We start from the raw sequence: 18,283 nt of genomic DNA, 5'->3' as shown, positions 1-18,283 counted from the left end.
AATCCTGCGGCAAATCAAGCGCTTTCCGTGCATGTTCAGGCAAACCGCCCCTGACAGAACCATCCGCCCGAGATTTGCCCGCCATGAGCGCGAAAGAGCCAGAGCCGCTCGCCGCGCGTCGTCACCACCTGCCAGTAATCGCGCACCCCGCTGCGCCATTCCGGGTCTTCCAGCCACCATTCCGGCGCGATCCGCTCTGGCCCGGTGGCCCCCACCACCTCATGCGCCCGCCCGCGCCAGCGAAACGGCAGCGTGGCCTCTCCCGCTTCGGGCCGCATCACCGGCTCTGGCGACCAGATCAGCAGCGGGCGGCGTGCCTCGGGTGTGGGCCAGGGGCCGCGGGCGGGTTCCGACCAGGCCGCCGCAAGGGTCAGCGCGGATTTTTCGGGGATATGGCTCTCGGCGGGATGGCGGCGGGTGATCGCCTCCAGCCCGATGCGCCCGCCCAGCCGGGTGATCAGATCGGCCAGCGCGGCCTCTTGCGCCCCGGCCCCTCGACCTTGGCCCAGACCGCTCTCGCCTTGCCGGGTTTCCATCCGCGCGGTGACAACCGCCTCGAGCCGCAGCATGTCGATACCGAACCCGGCGTCGATCCCGTCAAGCTGCATGTCCAGAAGTGGGCGCATCGCCTCGGGCTGGTCCACCGCGCGCGCCAGCCGCACTTCGACCGCTTGCAGCCCGCCATCGGCGCGGTAAGCCTCCAGCCGCAGGTGCCGCGCGCCCTGTCCCTTGCTCTGCAAGAGCTGGCAGAGCCGTTCTGTCAGGCGGCAGAGTGCCGCTTCCATATCGCCCCGCAGCCCGATCGGCTCGGGCAGGCTCAATCGCGTGGCAAAGCGGGGGGCGGGGGCAGAGGGCGACATCGGTTCCGGCACATGGCCCAGTGCCTGATCCAGCCGCAACATCACCTCGGGGCCAAAGCGGCGGCCAAGGCTGGCGCGCGGCTGCGCCGCCAGCTCGCCGATCCGCCGCAACCCCAGCCGCGCCAGATCCGCCACCAGCGCGGGCGGCAGGCGCAGTGCCGCCACCGGCAGGGGGGCCAGCATCGCGGGCAGATGCCCCGGCGGGGCGATCTCGGCGGCCTCTGCCGTGACGCCTACCGCAGGGGCCGCGCCGCCCCGCTCCCAATGCCGCCGCTTGACGGCGCGCGACCGGGTGGCGCGGGCCTCCTGGTCGATGGCATCGCCGGAACGGTGCGCGGCCACCCCTTGCCCGGCATAGCGCGCCAGCGCCCAGGCCCCACCGACCGTATCGGCCAGCCCACAGCGCAGGCTCAGCCCCAGATCCCCCGCCTCTGTGCGCAGCGTGGCGATCAGCCCGGCCTCGCCGCCAAAGAGATGCGCGCAGCCGGTAACATCCAAGAGCAGGCCCGCCGTGCCCTCGACTCCCACCAAGGGCGAGAACCGCCCGGCCCACCGCCCCAATGCGGCCAGAAACGCCGCCTCTGCGGCGCGGTCGCGCGGCCGGGTGATGAGATCGGGGCAGAGCGCCTGCGCCGTCCGTAGCGGTTGCCCCGGCCTGAGCCCCAGCGCCTCGGCGCGCTGCGAGACAGAGGTCAGCACTTGAGTCTGCACTTCGGCACTGACCACCGCAAAGAGCCGCGCGTCCGGGTCCGTTACCCGCCGTAGCAGGCGCTCGGCCCCGAGCCGGGGAAACCAGATCGACAGGATGCGGCGGGTGGGCATGGTGAGTGATGTTCTCTATTTGTTCTTACTCAAATAGAGCGAGGGAGGGGCGGAGTCGAGTCAGCAGCAGCGCGGATTGCTGGGCCGGGGACTAGCGAAGCAGCGGCACCGTCTTGCACTTTATGCCCGCAAAGTTCGTGTGATCCCACAGCATAGCGCTCCCTCTCCAAATCGCTAGGCCGCGGGACGGCCCAGCGATCCGCGCGGCGGCGCGTGCCGCGCCTTGTTCCGCGCGGGGGATAGCCGACACCGCCGCACCGCGCTGATCAAAGCCGTCACATCGAATTTCGACGTGGTGCCCCCTCACCCGCAGGCGATCCGCGTGATCACCCCGTCTGCGTCATGTTCGACATTCAGCCGGTCGGGGCGGTAATCCATCGTCACCATCGACCCCGGCGGCAGGATGCGCACCGCAGCCTGCCCGCTGAAATCCTGCGCCGCGACTGGCGTGCCGATCAGCGCCTGCATCTGTGCCGCGCCGCAGGCGTTCTCCTCAGGGGGCGTGTCCTGCGGGCCGATACAGCCCGCCAGCGCCCCGATCATCAGGGCGGTGCCAAGGGGTTTCTTCATGGTTTCGCCTCTCTTGCCGCAGAAATTGCCGCAGTCCGGGGTCTGCGTGACGCTCTCGATATTGAATCACCGCGCCACATGGCGCAAGACTGCCGCAAATTTTCAAGGAAAGGACAGATCATGCGCACACGAGCGGCGGTTGCTGTTGAGGCGGGCAAGCCGATGGAGATCATGGAGGTGAACCTCGAGGGCCCGAAGGCGGGCGAGGTTCTGGTGGAGATCAAGGCGACGGGCCTGTGCCACACGGATGATTTCACGCTGTCGGGGGCGGATCCCGAGGGGGCGTTTCCGGCCATTCTGGGGCATGAGGGCGCGGGTGTCGTGCTCGAGGTTGGCCCCGGTGTCACCAGCCTGCAACCGGGCGATCACGTCATTCCGCTCTACACGCCCGAATGCCGCGAGTGCGAGTATTGCCTCAACCCGAAAACCAACCTCTGCCAGAAGATCCGCTCGACCCAAGGACAGGGCCTGATGCCTGACGGCACCAGCCGATTCTCGATGCTGGATGGCACGCCGATCCTGCATTACATGGGCTGCTCGACCTTTGCCAATCACACGGTCCTGCCCGAGATTGCGCTGGCCAAGGTGCGCAAGGACGCGCCCTTCGACAAGATCTGCTACATCGGCTGCGGCGTGACGACGGGTATCGGCGCGGTGATCAACACCGCCAAGGTGGAAATCGGCAGCCGGGCGATCGTCTTTGGCCTTGGCGGCATCGGGCTCAACGTCATTCAGGGCCTGCGGCTGGCGGGGGCGGATCAGATCGTGGGGGTTGATCTCAATCCCGGCAAGATCGAGATGGCGACGCGCTTTGGCATGACCGATTTCGTGAACCCCAAGGAGGTTTCGGGCGATCTGGTGGCGCATCTTGTGGCGCTGACCGGGGGCGGTGCGGATTACACGTTTGACGCCACCGGCAACGTCGGCGTGATGCGCACGGCGCTTGAGGCGGCGCACAAGGGCTGGGGCGAGAGCATCATCATCGGCGTGGCGCCTGCGGGCGCCGAGATCAGCACCCGGCCGTTCCAGCTGGTCACGGGGCGGTCGTGGCGCGGCACGGCATTCGGCGGCGCGCGCGGGCGCACGGATGTGCCCAAGATTGTCGATTGGTACATGCAGGGCAAGATCGAGATCGACCCGATGATCACCCACACCATGCCGCTCGAGGACATCAACAAGGGCTTCGACCTCATGCACGCCGGCGAAAGCATCCGCAGCGTGGTGGTCTACTAAGCCCACGACGGCAGACCATGCAGCGCCGCACAGCCCCTGTGCGGCGTTTTGCATTGCGGGGGGCAAGCCAGTGATTACATTTGCCGCCAAACCCGATGGAGAGGATCACGTTATGAGCGACAGCACCTATACCCCGCCCGAAGTCTGGACATGGGAGGCTCCTTCCGGTGGGCAATTCGCCTCGATCAACCGCCCCATTTCAGGCGCGACCCATGACAAGGATCTGCCGGTGGGCCAGCATCCCTTTCAGCTCTATTCGCTGGCGACACCCAATGGCGTCAAGGTCACCGTGATGTTCGAAGAACTGCTCGCCGCCGGCCATGAGGCCGAATATGACGCGTGGCGCATCGACATCAGCGAGGGCGATCAGTTCGGCTCTGGCTTTGTCGCGGTCAATCCCAATTCCAAGATCCCGGCGCTGCTGGATCACACCGGCGACACGCCCCTGCGCGTGTTCGAGAGCGCGTCGATCCTGATGCATCTGGCCGAGAAATTCGGGGCCTTCCTGCCCAAGAGTGGCCCTGCGCGCACCGAAACGCTCAACTGGCTATTCTGGCAGATGGGCAGCGCGCCTTACTTGGGCGGTGGATTTGGCCATTTCTACGCCTATGCGCCCGAGAAATGGCAATACCCCATTGACCGTTTCGCGATGGAGGTGAAGCGCCAGCTAGACGTGCTCGACCGGCAACTGGCGGAGCGGCCCTATATCGCGGGCGATGAGTATACGATTGCCGATATGGCGATCTGGCCTTGGTATGGCCAGCTTTGCCTTGGGCGGCTCTATAATGCGGCGACGTTTCTGGATGTGGCCAGCTACAAACACGTCATGGCCTGGGCGGAAAAGATCGACGCGCGCCCTGCCGTCAAACGGGGCCGCATGGTCAACCGCAGCTTTGGCGAGCCGGAAATGCAATTGCGCGAACGCCACGCGGCCTCGGATTTCGACACGCGCACGCAAGACAAGATCGGCGGATGATCCCGCCGCTGCGGCCCTGCCTGACAGGGCCGCAATGCCTCGGTCTCAGCCCTCGTTTTCGGCCAGCCACCGCTCGGCATCGAGGGCGGCCATACAGCCCATGCCCGCCGATGTCACCGCCTGACGATAGACGTGGTCGGTCAGATCACCCGCCGCAAAGACACCGGGGATCGAGGTGCGGGTGCTGCCCGGCACGACCTTGACATAGCCGCCGTTGTGCAATTCGAGCCTGTCCTTGACCAACTCGCTCGCGGGCGCGTGGCCGATGGCGATGAACACGCCCTTGCAGGGGATTTCCGTGATCTCGCCGGTTTCGACATGGCGGACGCGCACGCCCTCGACCCCTTTTGGGTTGTCGCTGCCAAAAACCTCGTCCAGCGTGTGAAACCAAAGCGTTTCGATCTTGGGGTTCTTCATCAGACGGTCTTGCAGGATCTTTTCGGCGCGCAGTTCGTCGCGGCGATGGATGAGCGTGACCTTCGAGGCGAAGTTGGTCAGAAAGAGCGCCTCTTCCACGGCGGTATTGCCGCCGCCGATCACCACGATTTCCTGCCCGCGATAAAAGAACCCGTCGCAGGTGGCGCAGGCCGAGACGCCAAAGCCCTTGAACACCTCTTCCGATGGCAGGCCCAGCCATTTGGCGCGCGCGCCGGTGGCGAGGATGACGGCATCGGCGGTATAGGTGGTGCCGCTGTCACCCTTTGCCACAAAGGGGCGGCTGTCCAGATCGAGCGACGAAATGATATCGCCGATGATCTCACATCCCATCGCCTTTGCATGCGCCTCCATCCGCACCATCAGGTCCGGCCCCTGCACCTCGGTGTCGCCGGGCCAGTTCTCGACCTCGGTCGTGGTGGTCAACTGCCCGCCCGGCTCGATCCCCTGCACGAGAATGGGCGAGAGCATGGCACGGCTGGCATAGACGCCTGCGGTATAGCCGGCAGGGCCGGAACCGATGATCAGGCATTTGGTATGGCGGGTGTCGGACATGGGCGCTCTCTCATGTGATCTGCGGATTTGGCGCATGATATAGCCCTCTGACGCGGGGCATGTAACCCCTTGCAAGGCGGATATGCGCCTCAGGCTCAGGGGCTTTTCGGGAAATGATCTTGCGCATCAGCGAAACATAATTGCGCATGCAGGCCATGATGCTATAACAATCGCGAAATCGAACAAGGAGTCCCCCAAATGGCCGCGTCCCGTCTTGATCCCATAGATCGCAAGATTCTGGCGGAGTTGCAGGCTGATGGCCGGATGACCAATGTGGAACTGGCCAAGCGTGTGGGTATTTCGGCGCCGCCCTGCCTGCGGCGCGTCCGAACGCTCGAGGAGCAGGGCTATATCCGTGGCTATCACGCCGATGTTGACCCCCGCGAACTGGGGTTCGAGGTGCAGGTCTTTGCCATGGTCGGGTTGCAAAGCCAGGCCGAGGCGGATCTGAGCGCCTTTGAGGCGCGCTGCCGCGCCTGGCCTCTCGTGCGCGAATGTCACATGCTCAACGGCGAGGTGGATTTCATCCTCAAATGCGTGGCGCCCGATCTCAGCACCTTTCAGCGCTTTCTGACCGAGGAATTGACCGCTGCCGATAATGTCGCCAGCGTCAAGACATCGCTTGTCATTCGCGGGGCCAAGGACGAACCCGGCGTGCCCTTTGAAATCCTCGAGGCGCGGCTCAGTCAGTCGGCCTGATCTCAGGCGACGCTCAGCGTATCGGGCGCATCGAGCGGCAAGCGCAGTTGCGCAAGTGGGCCGAATTGATGCGGCTCCTGAATCTGCGGAAAGAGCGACAGGAAGAGCGACAGCATGCTCGGTCCCACGTCGCGCTCAAACCCGGCACCGGGGTGAAAGCTCTCGACTTCCAGGCCGTTGGCGGTGATCAGCGCATGCCGCCGCAGCCACAGGTGATAGAACGTGGCCGCGCGCGGCGGGGTGACACCAAAGGCGTGCATCCCATCGGCCAGCACATGCGCGGGGCTAAGTACGTGGTCCGATCCGATGCTGTTACGCAGATCGCGCGGCCGCGTAAGGATTCGCGCCCCCGGACCCACCAGCAAATCGGCCATCGGCCGCGCAATACCAAAGGCATCGGCCATGATCCGCGTTAGGTTGACTGAACGGCTGGCAATATCCTCGGGGCGCAGCGTCATCCGGCCAATCCGGAGCACAGGCAGCGGCCCATGCGCAGAGGTCTGCAACAGATCGCCGGGCAGCAAATCCTCGACCGCGACCGGCCCGCGCGTTGTGGTGATCAGCGTGCCGCGCGCAAAGGCGGAATGTGCTGCGTCAAAGAGCGGTAGCGCCGGCGCCATCTGCTCGCGCTCTTCGATGCCGCCATCGGCGGTCAGCCAGAGGTGCGTGTAACGCCGCATCGGCAAGCGAGAGGGTTCAGGGCGTGCGGGACTGCGGCGCACTGGCGTCGCATAGGCGGCGTTGGCCGTCAGACGGGGGATACTCATTGCTGTGTCACCTCAAATTCAAGGATGTCACAACCGCGTCGGCCCCCACCGACAACGACAGATGGACAAATCTGTTTGTTTAGTCGGATCAATATGGGGGAAGGACGGGCTTTGCGTCAAATTTTCGAGGTAATTGTTCGCGGCTTGTGAGAAGTGATCGCAAAGCGCCGTGATTGTCGCCGCAGCACCCAATCTGCTTGCCATAATTTTCAGGCGTGTCCACGAATCACCTTCGCCCTTGTCGTCCCGCTTGACGCAATCACAATCCCGACAGTATTCTAAAGTTAGAATGTTTCGATAATGCGCAAACTACGAGTCGCGCAGTGACGAAACCCATTTCAAATGGTGACGCGGGCCTTGGGCCCACGGGATTGGTGAAAATGAGATTTGGACGCTGGATGCGCAGACTAAGAGGGGTTGGCCTTGGGCCGGCACTTCTGATTCTGTTGCTGAGCGTGCGGGTCGCCACCGCCGCCGCCGTTGATTGCCAGCACGAATTGGCGGATGCCGCCCGCTCCAACCTGCATGTGCAAGAGCAGATCAAGCTTGAGGCTGCCGCCCTTGGGGGCGAGCTCTGTTTGGTCGAAGAGCATCCCGACGCGCTGACAACCCCCACCGCCGAGGCCGATCATGAAGGCCCGCATCTCAACACGCCCTGTCCTTTCTTCAAGTCGCAAGCGGCGCTGACAGAGGTGCGCATCGCGCCCGAGGCGCGTCATTTCACATTTTCGCGTGTCGTCCGTGTGTTCGACGATATGCGCGCGGCGGCGGGCGACCTGCCCGCCGGGTATAGCCCGCGCGCGCCGCCTGTGGTGGCCTTGGGATAGCTGGCATGCGTGCCACCGGGTCCACCCCGTGCGCCTCGCCGTTGATCGGCAAGGGGCCACTCCAGCGGGAGCTTCGGTGACAGGGCAATACACCCTCGCATGATCGTTTCGCCATGCTTACCGCCATTCGGGCCGTCTCCAGCGGGCCAGATGGCGGGACAAGCGCCGCAGCATCAGGCCCGATGTGGCCCATGCCAGCCCCGATTGGCCCTCCGAATGACCTCTGAGTGAGACCGTGATTTTCAATTGATCGACGTCGTTACGTTTGCGGGCCTATTGGTGCCCCGTCCGACGCGCATCCACAAATAAAAGAGACCAAGACCATGACACAGGTTTTCCTGCGTGCCGGTGCAGTTTGCGCCGCGCTTTCCCTATGCCTGACCGCGCCCGCCATGGCGCATGACGGTGCCACGCCCCCCCAAGGACGGGCTGCGCGTCAGCGTGACCGACCTGCCGCCGCTGCGCGCCGATGGCCATGCCCCCATCGGTGTGATGGGCGAACACCGCCACAAGACCGGTGAGGTGATGCTGTCCTATCGCTTCATGCATATGGACATGGAGGGGTATCGCAGCGGCACCAACGGCCTCAGCCCCGAACAGGTGGCGGTGACGCCCAATGCGTTCTTTGGCCTGCCGGGCCAGCCGCCCAATATCCGCATCGTGCCCACCAGCATGACGATGGATATGCATATGTTCGGCGCGATGTATGCCCCGAATGACCGCATCACCCTGATGGCGATGCTGCCCTATATCACCAAGCAGATGGATCACATCACCTTTGCCGGGCCTGCCGGGACCGTGCGGTTGGGCACGTTCAACACCCAATCCGAAGGCTGGGGCGATCTCAAGGTTTCCGCACTCTACGGCCTCAAGGACTGGGGCAATCACAAGCTGCATCTGAATTTCGGTTTCAGCCTTCCGACCGGGTCCACGACGGAGCGGGCAACCGTCCTGACGCCCGCCGGCACCTTTGCCAATATGCGCATGCCCTACGGGATGCAGCTTGGGTCCGGCACCTTCGATCTCTTGCCCGGCATCACCTATAGCGCGCGGTCGGGCAACACCGGCTGGGGCGCGCAACTGACCGGCGTGATCCGCACCGGCAAGAACAACGGCTATCACTTGGGCAATGAGGTGGCGTTGACCACATGGGCCAGCTATCAGCCGAAACCCTGGATCAGCCTCTCGGGCCGGATCGAGGCCAAGAGCGTGGGCGACATCAGCGGGCGCGATTCCCGTATGGTCGGCCCGTCGCCCACCCTCAACCCCGACAATTACGGCGGCGAGACGGTGACGCTTTTTGCCGGGGTCAATCTCGTGGCACAAAAGGGCGCGTTGCGCGGGCACCGCTTGGCGCTCGAGATCGGCGCGCCGGTCTATCAGGATCTGAACGGCCTCCAGCTTGAAACCGACTGGACCACAACGCTTGGCTGGCAATACGCGTTCTGACGCCCTTGGCGCGCGGTTCAGGCCGCGCGCCGCACCGTATCGGCAAGGCCGGACATATCCCTGCGACCCAGTTGCGCCAGTGTCAGGCTGACCTCTTCGGTCAACACCTCCCACAGCCGGTTGAGACCGCGCTCGCCCCCCGCCGCCATAGCATAGAGCAACGGCCGCCCGAGAAAGGCGAAATTCGCGCCCATTGCATGCGCCTTGACGATATCCTCGCCCGACCGCAGCCCGGAATCGAAAAACAGTGGAAACTCCGGCCCAAGCGCCGCTCGGATTTCTCCCAGCATCAGGATCGGCTCCGGCGCGCCATCCAACTGCCGCCCGCCATGACTGGACACCTGTATCGCATCTACGCCCGCATCCCGCAGCCGCACGGCATCCTCCACGTCCAGAACCCCCTTGATCACCAGGTTTCCGGGCCAGGCCGCGCGCAGCCAGTCGAGATAGGACCAATCCGCCGCCGCCCGGCTGGCTGTGCGGTCAAATCCCCCTTGCCGGAAATTCGCCATCTCGGGCTTGCCATGCCAGAGCGTGCCCAGCGACCAGCGCGGATGCAGCGCGAAATCGACGAATTGCCGGGGGCCGATCTTGAACGGCATCTTGAACCCGTGGCGCAATTCGCGCGGGCGTCGGCCCACCTCCGGCACATCGAGCGTGACGACAAGGGTCTGATACCCCGCCGCGCGTGCCCGCTCGACCAGCGCCATGGTGCCGCTGCCATCGCCGCTGAAATAGAGCTGAAACCACGCATGGCCCTCGGCCACCTCGATCATCCGTTCAAGCGGAGTAGAGGCGACGGTCGAGACACCCAAGGGCACGCGATCCCGTGCCGCCAGTCGCGCCAGCATCAGGTCCGCCCCCGGCGTGCTGAGGTTGCACATGCCCATCGGCGTGATGCCAAAAGGCACCCGCGCCGCATGTCCGAACACGTCGCAGGACAAATCCCGCGTGGTGACATTCCGCAAGACGCGCGGTTTCAGCCGCAAATCCCGCAACGCCGCGCGATTGAGCGCTTCGCCATGTTCCGTGCCCGCCGCCCCGTCGATATAGTCGAACACCATCCACGGCAGGTGCCGCCGCGCCAGGCGGCGGGCATCCTCGGCGGAATGAATGGCATCGGCCCCCATCGCCTTACCTAGCGCAGCACATGCACGGCGCAGGGCGCATGCCGCACCACTCGCGCCGCCGTGGACCCCAAGAGAAAATCGCTCAGGCCCGGTTTGTGCGAGCCGACGATGATGCAATCCGCGCCGTGTTTCTCGGCGTAATCGGTGATCGCCCGCCCCGAATGACCGCGCAGCATGACAGGCGTCACATCCGGCGCACCTTTCACCCGCTCGACCAAGAGCGCCTGCGCCCGCTTGTAGGCGCCTTCGACCACCTCCTCATCGAGATAGGCGCGCACCGAGCTTTGGACCGGCTCATAGGCATGCAGCGCGATGATCTCGCCGCCTTCGGCGCGCAGGGCGCGGGCAATTTCCAGCGCGCTCTCGCTGATTCCATGTTCCAGCGACAGGCCGACAATGATTTTGCGATACATGGGGCTCACTCCTCTTCAGGGGACAAGGACGATTTTGGGGCTGGTCACACGACCGCCGCGAATATCGGCAAAGGCGCGCGCGCCATCGCTGAGCGCCCGCTCCTCGATCCAGTCGAGCGCGCCCAGGTGCCCCTCGAACATCGCCTGCGCGCAGTCGCGAAAATCCTGCGCGGTATAGGTATAGGTGCCGATAAAGGTGATTTCCTGCAGCGTCATGCGCCGGATGTCCAAACCGCCCGTTGCCTGCCCCAAGCCGATATGCACGATCACACCGCCGGGGCGCGCATGGGCAGAGGCCTGCGCGCGCGTGGCCTCATAGCCCACACCATCGACCACGATGTCGAACTGCTCCGCCGGGTCGAGCGCGTCGGGCGCAAGCGTTTTCTGATCGCAGCGCAGGTCCAGAAACGCCCGCCGCGCCGCGTGCGGCTCGATCATCGTGACATCCCTGATGCCCTGGGCGGCCAGGCTCAGCGCCGCGCCCAGACCAATCGCGCCGCCGCCCAGCACCAGCGCGCGGTGCGGGCCATCGCCCAGCACCGCCCGCCCCAGCCGCACGGCATGCCAGCCGCAGGCAATCGGTTCCGCCAGGGCCGCCTGATGGGTGGTCACATGATCGGGCAGGGGCACCAGATTGCGCTCGGGCATCGCCAAAAGCCCGGCAAAGGCCCCCTCGCGCGGCGGCATGGAAATGATCTGCCGCGTGCTGCACAGGTTGTCGCGCCCCGACCGGCAGGCCGGACAGCTGCCGCATGTCACCAGCGGATTGACCGTTACCCGCGCGCCTGTCATCGCCCCGCTCAGCACCACGCCCGCCGCCTCATGGCCCAGAACCAGCGGTGCCGGGCGGCGCTCGTCATGGCCGAGATAGGCATGCATGTCCGACCCGCAGATGCCCACGCTCTCCACCCGGATCAGGGCCTCGCCTTCTCTTGGTTCCGGATCCGCCATCTCGCGATAGTCGAGCGCCTCTGGCCCGGTATAGACTAAAGCCTTCATTTCGCGGTGAACCCCCCGTCGAGCATCAGGATTTGGCCAGTGACATAGGCAGAGGCCTCCGAGCACAGAAAGAGCAGCGGCCCATCCATATCCTCGGGCTCGCCATTGCGCGCGATACAGGTCTGCGCCGCATTGCGCGCCGCGCGCTCGGGATCGTTGAACACCGGCGCGGTCAATTCCGTGCGCACGAAACCGGGGGCCAGCGCATTGACACAGATGCCGTGGCGCGACCACGCCTCGGCCATGGCGCGGGTCATCTGCGCCACGCCGCCCTTGCTGGCCCCATAGGCGATGCCGCCGGGAAAGGCGCGGAACGATTGCAGCGACGCGAAATTGACGATCCGGCCCCAGCCCTTGTCCCGCATCGCGGGCACAAGATGCTGGCTCAGGAAAAACGGCGCGGTGAGGTTCAGCGCCAGCGTCACATCCCAGCCGTCGGGCGTCACCTCGTCGGCCGCCTGTCGGGTGTTGATGCCCGCCGCATGGATCACGATGTCCGGTGCGCCAAACGGCTCTGCCGCGCGCCGCGCCAGATCGGCAAGGCCGTCGCGCTCTGCCAGATCCTGCGCGATTACGGCGCCCTTGTCCCCCACCTCGGCCTGCCAACCCGCCAGCGCATCGGCGCGGCGGGCCACGCCGACCACCTGCGCGCCGTGCTGCGCCAGAACCGTGGCCGCCCGCCGACCAAGGCCGGAACTGGCCCCTGTCACCAGCGCCACCCGGCCTGCGACGTCGAATAGCCCGCGTTCAGCCATTGGCGGTCAGGTCGAATGTTTCGTCGGGGAAATACTTGCGCAGGCGAATGTCTGCGGTGCGGGCATGGCCCTCCATTCCCTCTAGCCGCGAAATCCGCGCGGTGGCCTCGGCCACGGGCTTGGCCCCTTCGCGGGTGGCGCGCTGCCATGTGACGATCTTCATGTATTTATGCACGCTGAGGCCGCCGGTGTAGCTGGCCGCGCCCGAGGTGGGCAACACATGGTTGGTGCCCGACGCCTTGTCGCCAAAGGCCACAGTGGTTTCCTCGCCCAGGAAAAGCGAGCCATAGCAGGTCAACCGCCCCAGCCACCAATCCAGATCCTCGGCCTGCACCGTCAGGTGCTCGGGCGCGTAATCGTCCGAGGTGGCCGCCATTTCCTCGCGGTCCGCGCAGAGGATCACCTCGGCATAATCGCGCCACGCGGCGGCGGCGTTGTCGCGGTTCACCTCTGGCAGATCGGCGATGAGATCGGGCACAAGGCGCATGACCTCTTCGGCCAGCGGGCGGTCGTCCGTCACCAGCCAGACGGGCGAGTTATAGCCATGCTCGGCCTGTCCCACCAGGTCCGTGGCCACCACCATCGGATCGGCCGTGCCATCCGCCAGGATGAGACTGTCGGTCGGGCCTGCGATCATGTCGATGCCCACGCGGCCAAAGAGGATGCGCTTGGCCTCGGCCACGAACTGATTGCCGGGGCCGACAAGGATATTGGCCGGGGGCAGGCCAAAGAGACCAAAGGTCATCGCGGCCACACCCTGCACGCCGCCCATGGCCATGATCACATCGGCCCCGCAGATATGCGCCGCATAAATGATCGCCGGAGCCACGCCCACGCCGGGGCGGGGCGGCGAGCAAGCGACGATATGCTTGCAGCCGGCCACCTTGGCGGTGGTCACGGTCATGATGGCGCTGGCGATATGGCTATAGCGCCCGCCCGGCACATAGCAGCCTGCGGCATGGACGGGGATGCTCTTTTGCCCGGCAATCAGCCCCGGCACCACTTCGATTTCGATGTCGCGCAGCGTCTCGCGCTGGGCCTCCGCGAAGCGGCGCACATTGGAATGGGCGAATTCTATATCGCGCTTGAGCTTTTCCGGCACCAGCGCGGTAGCGGCGGCTATCTCTTCGGGCGTGAGGATGATGTTGCCCTCGTAGCGGTCGAACTTGGCGGCATAGTCCAGCGCCACCTTGTCGCCCCCCGCCTCGATGTCGGCCAGAATGCCCTGCACGGTCTCGTGCACATCGCTCGCGTGCGAAGTTGAGGTCAGCGTTGCTTTCTTGAGGTATTCCCGGGTCATTGGAGCGTCCTATCTGTAGATTTCGGGGAGCATCGTGGTCGAAATCGCCGGGATATAGGCAATCAGCAGCACCACGATCAGCATGAAGAAGACAAAGGGCACCGCCCGCCACGCGATCCGCAGGATGGATTCGCCGGTGATGCCCGACACGACAAAGAGGTTGAGGCCAAGCGGCGGCGTGATGAATCCCACACCCAGCGCGGTGATCATCATCACGCAGAACTGGATTTCATTCATGCCGATATTGTCGGCCAGCGGTTTCAGGATCGGCGCGAGGATGACGATATTGGGCGTCGTCTCCATCACACAGCCGGCCGCAATCAGGATCAGGATCATCAGGAGGATGAGCAGCGCCGGATCGTCGGTCAGACCCGTGACTGCGGTGACAAACCCCTGCGGCACGCCCATGATCGCCAGCGCCTGCGCCAGCGGCAGCGAAAAGGCGATGATCGGCAGGATCACCCCGTTGACCTTGGCCGAACTGATGAGCATGGCCGGAAAATCCGCCAGCTTGAGCGTGCCAAGGATAAAGCCAAGGATCACCGTGACAATGACCGCAGTCGCGCCCGCCTCGGTCGGCGTCAGCCGTCCCGAAAAGATGCCATAGAAAATGATCCCCGGCACGATAAAGGCATACCAGCCCGACGCCAGCGCACGGCCCAGATTGGCAAAATACTCACTAAACCCGATATTGCCGCCGCCCTCATAGCCATAGATGCGATTGACCACGATATTGGTGATCAGGATCGACAAGAGGATCAGCATTCCCGGAATGAGCGCGGCCATGAACAGGGTCGAGGCGGAAATGCCCAGCACCAGACCGATGATGATATAGGCAATCGACGGCGGGATGAGGATGCCGGTGCAGGCGCCCGCCGCCACCAGCGCGCAGGCATAGGGGCGCGGGTATCCGCTTTCGACCAGCCGGTCGATGGTCATCCGCCCGACCGCCGCCGCCCCTGCCGCGTCCGACCCCGAGATGGCCGAGAACATGCCGCAGACAAGCACCGTGGCCGAGCCGAAGCCGCCCTTGGCAAACTGCGTCAGCGCCTCCGCCACGTTCAGAAACTTGCGGCTGAGGCCCGTGCGCACCAGCACGTCGCCGGTCAGGATAAAGAGCGGCACGGCGGTCAGCGCAAAGGCGTCGATCCCGTCAAAGAGGCTCTCGCCCACAAGGCTGAGCGGCAGCGCGCCGGACCACATCAGCATGACGATCGCGGCTGATCCGATAGCGGCCCAGACGGGCACCGCCAAGGCCACCAGCACCACGAACAGGATCACCGGCCCGTAAAAATCCCAGCCCAGATCGACGGTTTGCGCAAAGGTATTCCACATGATCCGCGCCCCTCAGTCGAATAGCTGATTGCCTTCGTGCACGGGCGTCCCGTCACGAAGGGCGCGCAGATCGCGCAGGAAGGATTGCACAAGGCGCAACAGCATGAGGCCAAAGCCCACCGGCACCGCCAAGAGAAACCACACCATCGACACCCGCAACCCGGCACTGACCGAGCCGAACTTGGCCGAAACCAGCACCGTCTCCCAGGACCAGTAGAGCGCCACGACAGCCACCGCCGCCATCACCAGATCACCCAGGATGTAAAGCGCCGCCTTCATGCGCGGCCCGACGTAATGCATGATCACGTCAATGCGGATATGGGCGCGCTCGCGCACCGCCGCCGCCGCCCCGATCCACGCCAGATAGATAAAGGCATAGCGCACGATCTCTTCGCCCCAGACCGAGGAATAGGCGAATACCTCGCGCCTGATCACCTCGATCGCCATGGTGACGACCAGCATCATGTAAAAGATCAGAAGCGCCCATCGCTCCAGATTGCGGTCGAGTGTGCTGAGCATGTCAAACCTCTCCGGTTCGGGGCGCGCATGGCGGCCCCGGCCGTTCTGTCGTTCTCATTGCATAGACCGGGCGCGGCGGTCATGCGCGCGCCCGGCCGCTCATGGCTCAGGCGTCGTGGACGTAGTATTTGCCCTTGGTGCCCGCCGCCTCGACCAGCTTGTCAAAGGTCTCCATCGACCCGGCCAGCTCGGTCTTGAAGCTGTCCCATTCCGACCGCTGATAGCCCACGGTGTCTTTCCACTCGGCCATCTGATCATCACTCAGCGAATGGAACTCCACGCCGGATTTGTTCATCTCTGCCATGGCAAAGGTGCGCGCCGACGGCACCTTGGCAAGGTTCTGGTGAAAGCTCATCTCGGACGCCCATTCAATCGCTTCCTGAACATCGGCGGGCAGGCTGTTGAACCATTCGAGATTGCAGGCATAGGTCTGGCTGTCCGGCACCGCTTGGGTAAAGGTGACGTGGCTCAGAATATCCTTGAAGCCAAAGGCATAGAGCGCGCCCACCGAAGGATCGAGCGCATCGGCCACACCTTGTTTGATGGCCGAAGGCGTCTCACCCCAGGCGACCGGCGTCGGATTGGCGCCGCCCATGCGATAGAACTGCTGCAACATATTTGAGCCGGGCACGCGGAACTTGACCCCCTGCAAATCCGCAGGTGTCATGATTGGCCCACCGCCGCCCTTGCGCACCGCCATCACTCGCGGGTCGATGCAGAAATAGAACATCGGCTTGAACCCGCGCGCCTCGACCAGCGCATTCACCTCTTTCTTCCAGATGTCAGAGGTCACAAGATTGACGAAGCGCTGATTGGCCCCGCAGAAATAGGGCATGTTGATCAGGTCCACCGCCGGGGCGAACGGGGCAAAATTCGAGAGCGAGAATTGCCCGGCATTGATCGTGCCGCCCTGCACCTTCTGCGCCAACGCCGAACCCACGCCCAACTGTCCACCGGGGGCCAGCTTGACGTAAATCTTGCCGTTCGAGGCGTTTTGCAGGTTCTCCTTCACGTCGAGCTGCATCATCGGATAGCTGCGCGTGGTGCCCACCACATATTCCGTGGCCAGCGTCATCACATGCTCTGCCGCCGCCTCGCGCTCGCGCTCTTCATTGGCGGTCTGTGCGCTTGCCTCGGACGACCACAGCGTGCCCGCCGCCGCCGCGACAACTGCGGCGGTAAAGCTGCCGGTGGTTGCCAGTTTCAGGAAATTGCGCCGCTCCTCGGACGCAAGCTCTTTGCTCTCTTCGTTCATTCGTATCTCCTCCCTGAGATTTGGTTTTATTTTCCGCGCTTGCGCGCCGCCTCGCTCCTCAACGTGGCGACGACAAAGGTCACGACCGCCGCCAAAAGCAGCAGCATCTCCCCCACACCTGTCAGAAACGCGGCATTGGCAAAGGCCCCCAGCGCTACATTCGCGCCGAAGACACCGAACAGGATCAATGCGGCAAACAGGAACATGCGGCCCTCCCTCTCGCCGGATTTGCCGACGATTCGAGAGAAATGTAAGCGCTTACATATTTTCGCGCAAGCTGTTATATTCCTGAAATCCCGTTACAGACGGGCAGAGTTCGACACAAACGCTCCGGGCCACAGGATGAATCGACGCCTCTCAGACACCGCTCCCAACCTGCCCACGCTGGCCGATGTCGCCCGCGCGGCGGGGGTGTCCACCGCCACTGTCTCGCGTTGCCTCAACTCCCCCGCGCAGGTGCAGACAACCACGCGCGACCGTGTCCTGAGCGCGGTCGCGTCCTTGGGTTATTCTCCCAATTTCGGCGCGCGGGCCCTGGCCGCGCGGCGCACCGGCACCATCGGCGCGATCATCCCGACGATGGAAAATGCTATTTTTGCCCGCGCCATTCAGGCCTTTCAGGAGGAATTGCATCTCAGCGGCCAGACGCTTCTGGTCGCCTCCTCCTCCTACAGCCCCGAGATCGAGGCGGAGCAGATTCGCACGCTTGTGGCGCGCGGTGCGGATGCGCTCTTGCTCATTGGCCATGACCGCGATCCCGGTATCTACGCCTTTCTCGAACAGCGCGGCGTGCCGGTGTTGATCGCTTGGGCCTTTGATCCGGCACAGGCCCGCCCCTCGATCGGTTTTGACAATCGTCGCGCCATGGCCTGCTTGGCCGACGAGGTGTTGCGTGTCGGGCACCGCGACATCGGCATGATTTCCGCCATGGCCGAGGGCAACGACCGCGCCCGCGACCGGATTGCCGGGGTGCGCGATGCCTTGCGCGACCGCGGGCTGGATCCCTCCGCGTTGCGCCTGCATCAAACCCCCTACAGCATCGCCAACGGGGCCGCGGCGATGGCGTGCCTCATGGCCCTGCCCACGCCCCCCACCGCCGTGATCTGCGGCAATGACGTGCTCGCGGTGGGCGCTTTGCAGATGGCGCGCCAGCTTGGGCTCGATGTGCCTCGGCATGTCTCGATCACCGGCTTTGACGATATAGAACTTGCCACCGTGGTCGATCCGGCGCTGACCACCGTGCATGTCCCGCACCGTGACATGGGCCGCGCCGCGGCACAGCTCTTGGTTCAGATGGTCGGCGGCGGCGTGGCCCCGGCACCCGTCTGCCTCGAGACAGAAATTTGTTTTCGCGGCACGCTCGCCGCCCCCCGGACATGAAAAA

The 18,283-nt window shown here is 64.6% G+C and carries 19 protein-coding genes; 6 read left to right on the top strand and 13 right to left on the bottom strand.

All coding sequences use genetic code 11. The features are described from left to right. Window positions 1-35: 35 nt before the first annotated feature. The gene (locus ROSMUC_RS05090) at window positions 36-1,682 is read right to left on the bottom strand and encodes a Y-family DNA polymerase (RefSeq protein WP_037270281.1); all 1,647 of its coding nucleotides are present in this window, start codon (window positions 1,680-1,682) and stop codon (window positions 36-38) included. Between the two features lie 303 nt (window positions 1,683-1,985). Continuing rightward, complete coding sequence (locus tag ROSMUC_RS05085) at window positions 1,986-2,252, bottom strand: I78 family peptidase inhibitor (protein WP_037270280.1); 267 nt, start codon at window positions 2,250-2,252, stop codon at window positions 1,986-1,988. Between the two features lie 120 nt (window positions 2,253-2,372). On the opposite strand from ROSMUC_RS05085, the gene ROSMUC_RS05080 reads away from it, so the two are divergent. Further along, window positions 2,373-3,485 carry an S-(hydroxymethyl)glutathione dehydrogenase/class III alcohol dehydrogenase gene (locus ROSMUC_RS05080; RefSeq protein ID WP_037270444.1) on the top strand — a complete coding sequence of 371 codons (1,113 nt, stop codon included), beginning with the start codon at window positions 2,373-2,375 and terminating at the stop codon, window positions 3,483-3,485. 112 nt (window positions 3,486-3,597) lie between these two features. Further along, a complete protein-coding gene (yghU, locus tag ROSMUC_RS05075; protein ID WP_037270279.1) occupies window positions 3,598-4,461 on the top strand; it encodes a glutathione-dependent disulfide-bond oxidoreductase in 864 nt (287 codons plus the stop codon). Between the two features lie 45 nt (window positions 4,462-4,506). Here yghU and trxB read toward each other — a convergent pair whose 3' ends face one another. Further along, on the bottom strand, window positions 4,507-5,451 hold the full coding sequence (gene trxB, locus ROSMUC_RS05070; protein WP_037270278.1) for a thioredoxin-disulfide reductase: 945 nt from the start codon (window positions 5,449-5,451) through the stop codon (window positions 4,507-4,509). Between the two features lie 198 nt (window positions 5,452-5,649). Between trxB and ROSMUC_RS05065 the strand changes: the two genes are divergently transcribed. Next, complete coding sequence (locus ROSMUC_RS05065; protein WP_008279648.1) at window positions 5,650-6,150, top strand: Lrp/AsnC family transcriptional regulator; 501 nt, start codon at window positions 5,650-5,652, stop codon at window positions 6,148-6,150. A 2-nt stretch (window positions 6,151-6,152) separates the two neighbouring features. Here ROSMUC_RS05065 and ROSMUC_RS05060 read toward each other — a convergent pair whose 3' ends face one another. Continuing rightward, window positions 6,153-6,917, bottom strand: coding sequence for a Hint domain-containing protein (locus ROSMUC_RS05060; RefSeq protein WP_037270277.1), 765 nt, complete (start codon window positions 6,915-6,917; stop codon window positions 6,153-6,155). A 398-nt stretch (window positions 6,918-7,315) separates the two neighbouring features. Here ROSMUC_RS05060 and ROSMUC_RS05055 point away from each other — a divergent pair, with 398 nt between their 5' ends. Beyond that, window positions 7,316-7,744, top strand: a complete 429-nt coding sequence (locus ROSMUC_RS05055) for a hypothetical protein (protein WP_245875114.1) — start codon at window positions 7,316-7,318, stop codon at window positions 7,742-7,744. 405 nt (window positions 7,745-8,149) lie between these two features. Then, window positions 8,150-9,193, top strand: coding sequence for a transporter family protein (locus ROSMUC_RS05050; protein ID WP_245875113.1), 1,044 nt, complete (start codon window positions 8,150-8,152; stop codon window positions 9,191-9,193). Window positions 9,194-9,210: 17 nt separating this feature from the next. On the opposite strand, the gene ROSMUC_RS05045 is transcribed toward ROSMUC_RS05050, so the two are convergent. The 9 genes from ROSMUC_RS05045 to ROSMUC_RS05005 form a co-directional block, all read right to left on the bottom strand. After that, entirely contained in the window at window positions 9,211-10,323 is a 1,113-nt protein-coding gene (locus ROSMUC_RS05045; RefSeq protein WP_037270275.1) for an alpha-hydroxy acid oxidase, read from the bottom strand. A gap of 8 nt (window positions 10,324-10,331) precedes the next feature. Beyond that, window positions 10,332-10,736 carry a universal stress protein gene (locus ROSMUC_RS05040; RefSeq protein ID WP_037270274.1) on the bottom strand — a complete coding sequence of 135 codons (405 nt, stop codon included), beginning with the start codon at window positions 10,734-10,736 and terminating at the stop codon, window positions 10,332-10,334. 15 nt (window positions 10,737-10,751) lie between these two features. Further along, a complete protein-coding gene (locus tag ROSMUC_RS05035) occupies window positions 10,752-11,735 on the bottom strand; it encodes a zinc-dependent alcohol dehydrogenase (RefSeq protein WP_037270273.1) in 984 nt (327 codons plus the stop codon). Then, on the bottom strand, window positions 11,732-12,490 hold the full coding sequence (locus tag ROSMUC_RS05030) for an SDR family NAD(P)-dependent oxidoreductase (RefSeq protein ID WP_037270272.1): 759 nt from the start codon (window positions 12,488-12,490) through the stop codon (window positions 11,732-11,734). Before ROSMUC_RS05030 ends, ROSMUC_RS05035 begins: the two co-directional genes overlap by 4 nt. Next, a complete protein-coding gene (hisD, locus tag ROSMUC_RS05025; RefSeq protein ID WP_037270270.1) occupies window positions 12,483-13,790 on the bottom strand; it encodes a histidinol dehydrogenase in 1,308 nt (435 codons plus the stop codon). Before hisD ends, ROSMUC_RS05030 begins: the two co-directional genes overlap by 8 nt. 9 nt (window positions 13,791-13,799) lie before the next feature. Next, window positions 13,800-15,128: a TRAP transporter large permease gene (locus ROSMUC_RS05020; RefSeq protein WP_037270268.1), complete on the bottom strand. Its 1,329-nt coding sequence runs from the start codon at window positions 15,126-15,128 to the stop codon at window positions 13,800-13,802. Window positions 15,129-15,137: 9 nt separating this feature from the next. After that, complete coding sequence (locus ROSMUC_RS05015; RefSeq protein ID WP_009817082.1) at window positions 15,138-15,644, bottom strand: TRAP transporter small permease; 507 nt, start codon at window positions 15,642-15,644, stop codon at window positions 15,138-15,140. 106 nt (window positions 15,645-15,750) lie between these two features. Continuing rightward, window positions 15,751-16,899 carry a TRAP transporter substrate-binding protein gene (locus ROSMUC_RS05010; RefSeq protein ID WP_037270266.1) on the bottom strand — a complete coding sequence of 383 codons (1,149 nt, stop codon included), beginning with the start codon at window positions 16,897-16,899 and terminating at the stop codon, window positions 15,751-15,753. A gap of 26 nt (window positions 16,900-16,925) precedes the next feature. Continuing rightward, window positions 16,926-17,105 carry a hypothetical protein gene (locus ROSMUC_RS05005; protein ID WP_037270264.1) on the bottom strand — a complete coding sequence of 60 codons (180 nt, stop codon included), beginning with the start codon at window positions 17,103-17,105 and terminating at the stop codon, window positions 16,926-16,928. A gap of 136 nt (window positions 17,106-17,241) precedes the next feature. On the opposite strand from ROSMUC_RS05005, the gene ROSMUC_RS05000 reads away from it, so the two are divergent. After that, complete coding sequence (locus ROSMUC_RS05000) at window positions 17,242-18,279, top strand: LacI family DNA-binding transcriptional regulator (protein WP_037270261.1); 1,038 nt, start codon at window positions 17,242-17,244, stop codon at window positions 18,277-18,279. Window positions 18,280-18,283: the final 4 nt, after the last annotated feature.

Source organism: Roseovarius mucosus DSM 17069 (assembly GCF_000768555.3).
Taxonomy (GTDB): Bacteria; Pseudomonadota; Alphaproteobacteria; order Rhodobacterales; family Rhodobacteraceae; genus Roseovarius; species Roseovarius mucosus.
This window is presented reverse-complemented; position numbering and strand designations above follow the sequence as displayed.

Bases quoted from the DNA above. Each gene is read 5' to 3' on its own strand.
- ROSMUC_RS05055 (WP_245875114.1), top strand. From the start codon at position 7,316: ATGCGCAGACTAAGAGGGGTTGGCCTTGGGCCGGCACTTCTGATTCTG.
- ROSMUC_RS05085 (WP_037270280.1), bottom strand. From the start codon at position 2,252: ATGAAGAAACCCCTTGGCACCGCCCTGATGATCGGGGCGCTGGCGGGC.
- ROSMUC_RS05040 (WP_037270274.1), bottom strand. From the start codon at position 10,736: ATGTATCGCAAAATCATTGTCGGCCTGTCGCTGGAACATGGAATCAGC.
- ROSMUC_RS05010 (WP_037270266.1), bottom strand. From the start codon at position 16,899: ATGAACGAAGAGAGCAAAGAGCTTGCGTCCGAGGAGCGGCGCAATTTC.
- ROSMUC_RS05015 (WP_009817082.1), bottom strand. From the start codon at position 15,644: ATGCTCAGCACACTCGACCGCAATCTGGAGCGATGGGCGCTTCTGATC.
- ROSMUC_RS05000 (WP_037270261.1), top strand. From the start codon at position 17,242: ATGAATCGACGCCTCTCAGACACCGCTCCCAACCTGCCCACGCTGGCC.
- ROSMUC_RS05060 (WP_037270277.1), bottom strand. From the start codon at position 6,917: ATGAGTATCCCCCGTCTGACGGCCAACGCCGCCTATGCGACGCCAGTG.
- ROSMUC_RS05005 (WP_037270264.1), bottom strand. From the start codon at position 17,105: ATGTTCCTGTTTGCCGCATTGATCCTGTTCGGTGTCTTCGGCGCGAAT.
- yghU (WP_037270279.1), top strand. From the start codon at position 3,598: ATGAGCGACAGCACCTATACCCCGCCCGAAGTCTGGACATGGGAGGCT.
- hisD (WP_037270270.1), bottom strand. From the start codon at position 13,790: ATGACCCGGGAATACCTCAAGAAAGCAACGCTGACCTCAACTTCGCAC.
- ROSMUC_RS05030 (WP_037270272.1), bottom strand. From the start codon at position 12,490: ATGGCTGAACGCGGGCTATTCGACGTCGCAGGCCGGGTGGCGCTGGTG.
- trxB (WP_037270278.1), bottom strand. From the start codon at position 5,451: ATGTCCGACACCCGCCATACCAAATGCCTGATCATCGGTTCCGGCCCT.
- ROSMUC_RS05045 (WP_037270275.1), bottom strand. From the start codon at position 10,323: ATGGGGGCCGATGCCATTCATTCCGCCGAGGATGCCCGCCGCCTGGCG.
- ROSMUC_RS05080 (WP_037270444.1), top strand. From the start codon at position 2,373: ATGCGCACACGAGCGGCGGTTGCTGTTGAGGCGGGCAAGCCGATGGAG.
- ROSMUC_RS05065 (WP_008279648.1), top strand. From the start codon at position 5,650: ATGGCCGCGTCCCGTCTTGATCCCATAGATCGCAAGATTCTGGCGGAG.
- ROSMUC_RS05090 (WP_037270281.1), bottom strand. From the start codon at position 1,682: ATGCCCACCCGCCGCATCCTGTCGATCTGGTTTCCCCGGCTCGGGGCC.
- ROSMUC_RS05035 (WP_037270273.1), bottom strand. From the start codon at position 11,735: ATGAAGGCTTTAGTCTATACCGGGCCAGAGGCGCTCGACTATCGCGAG.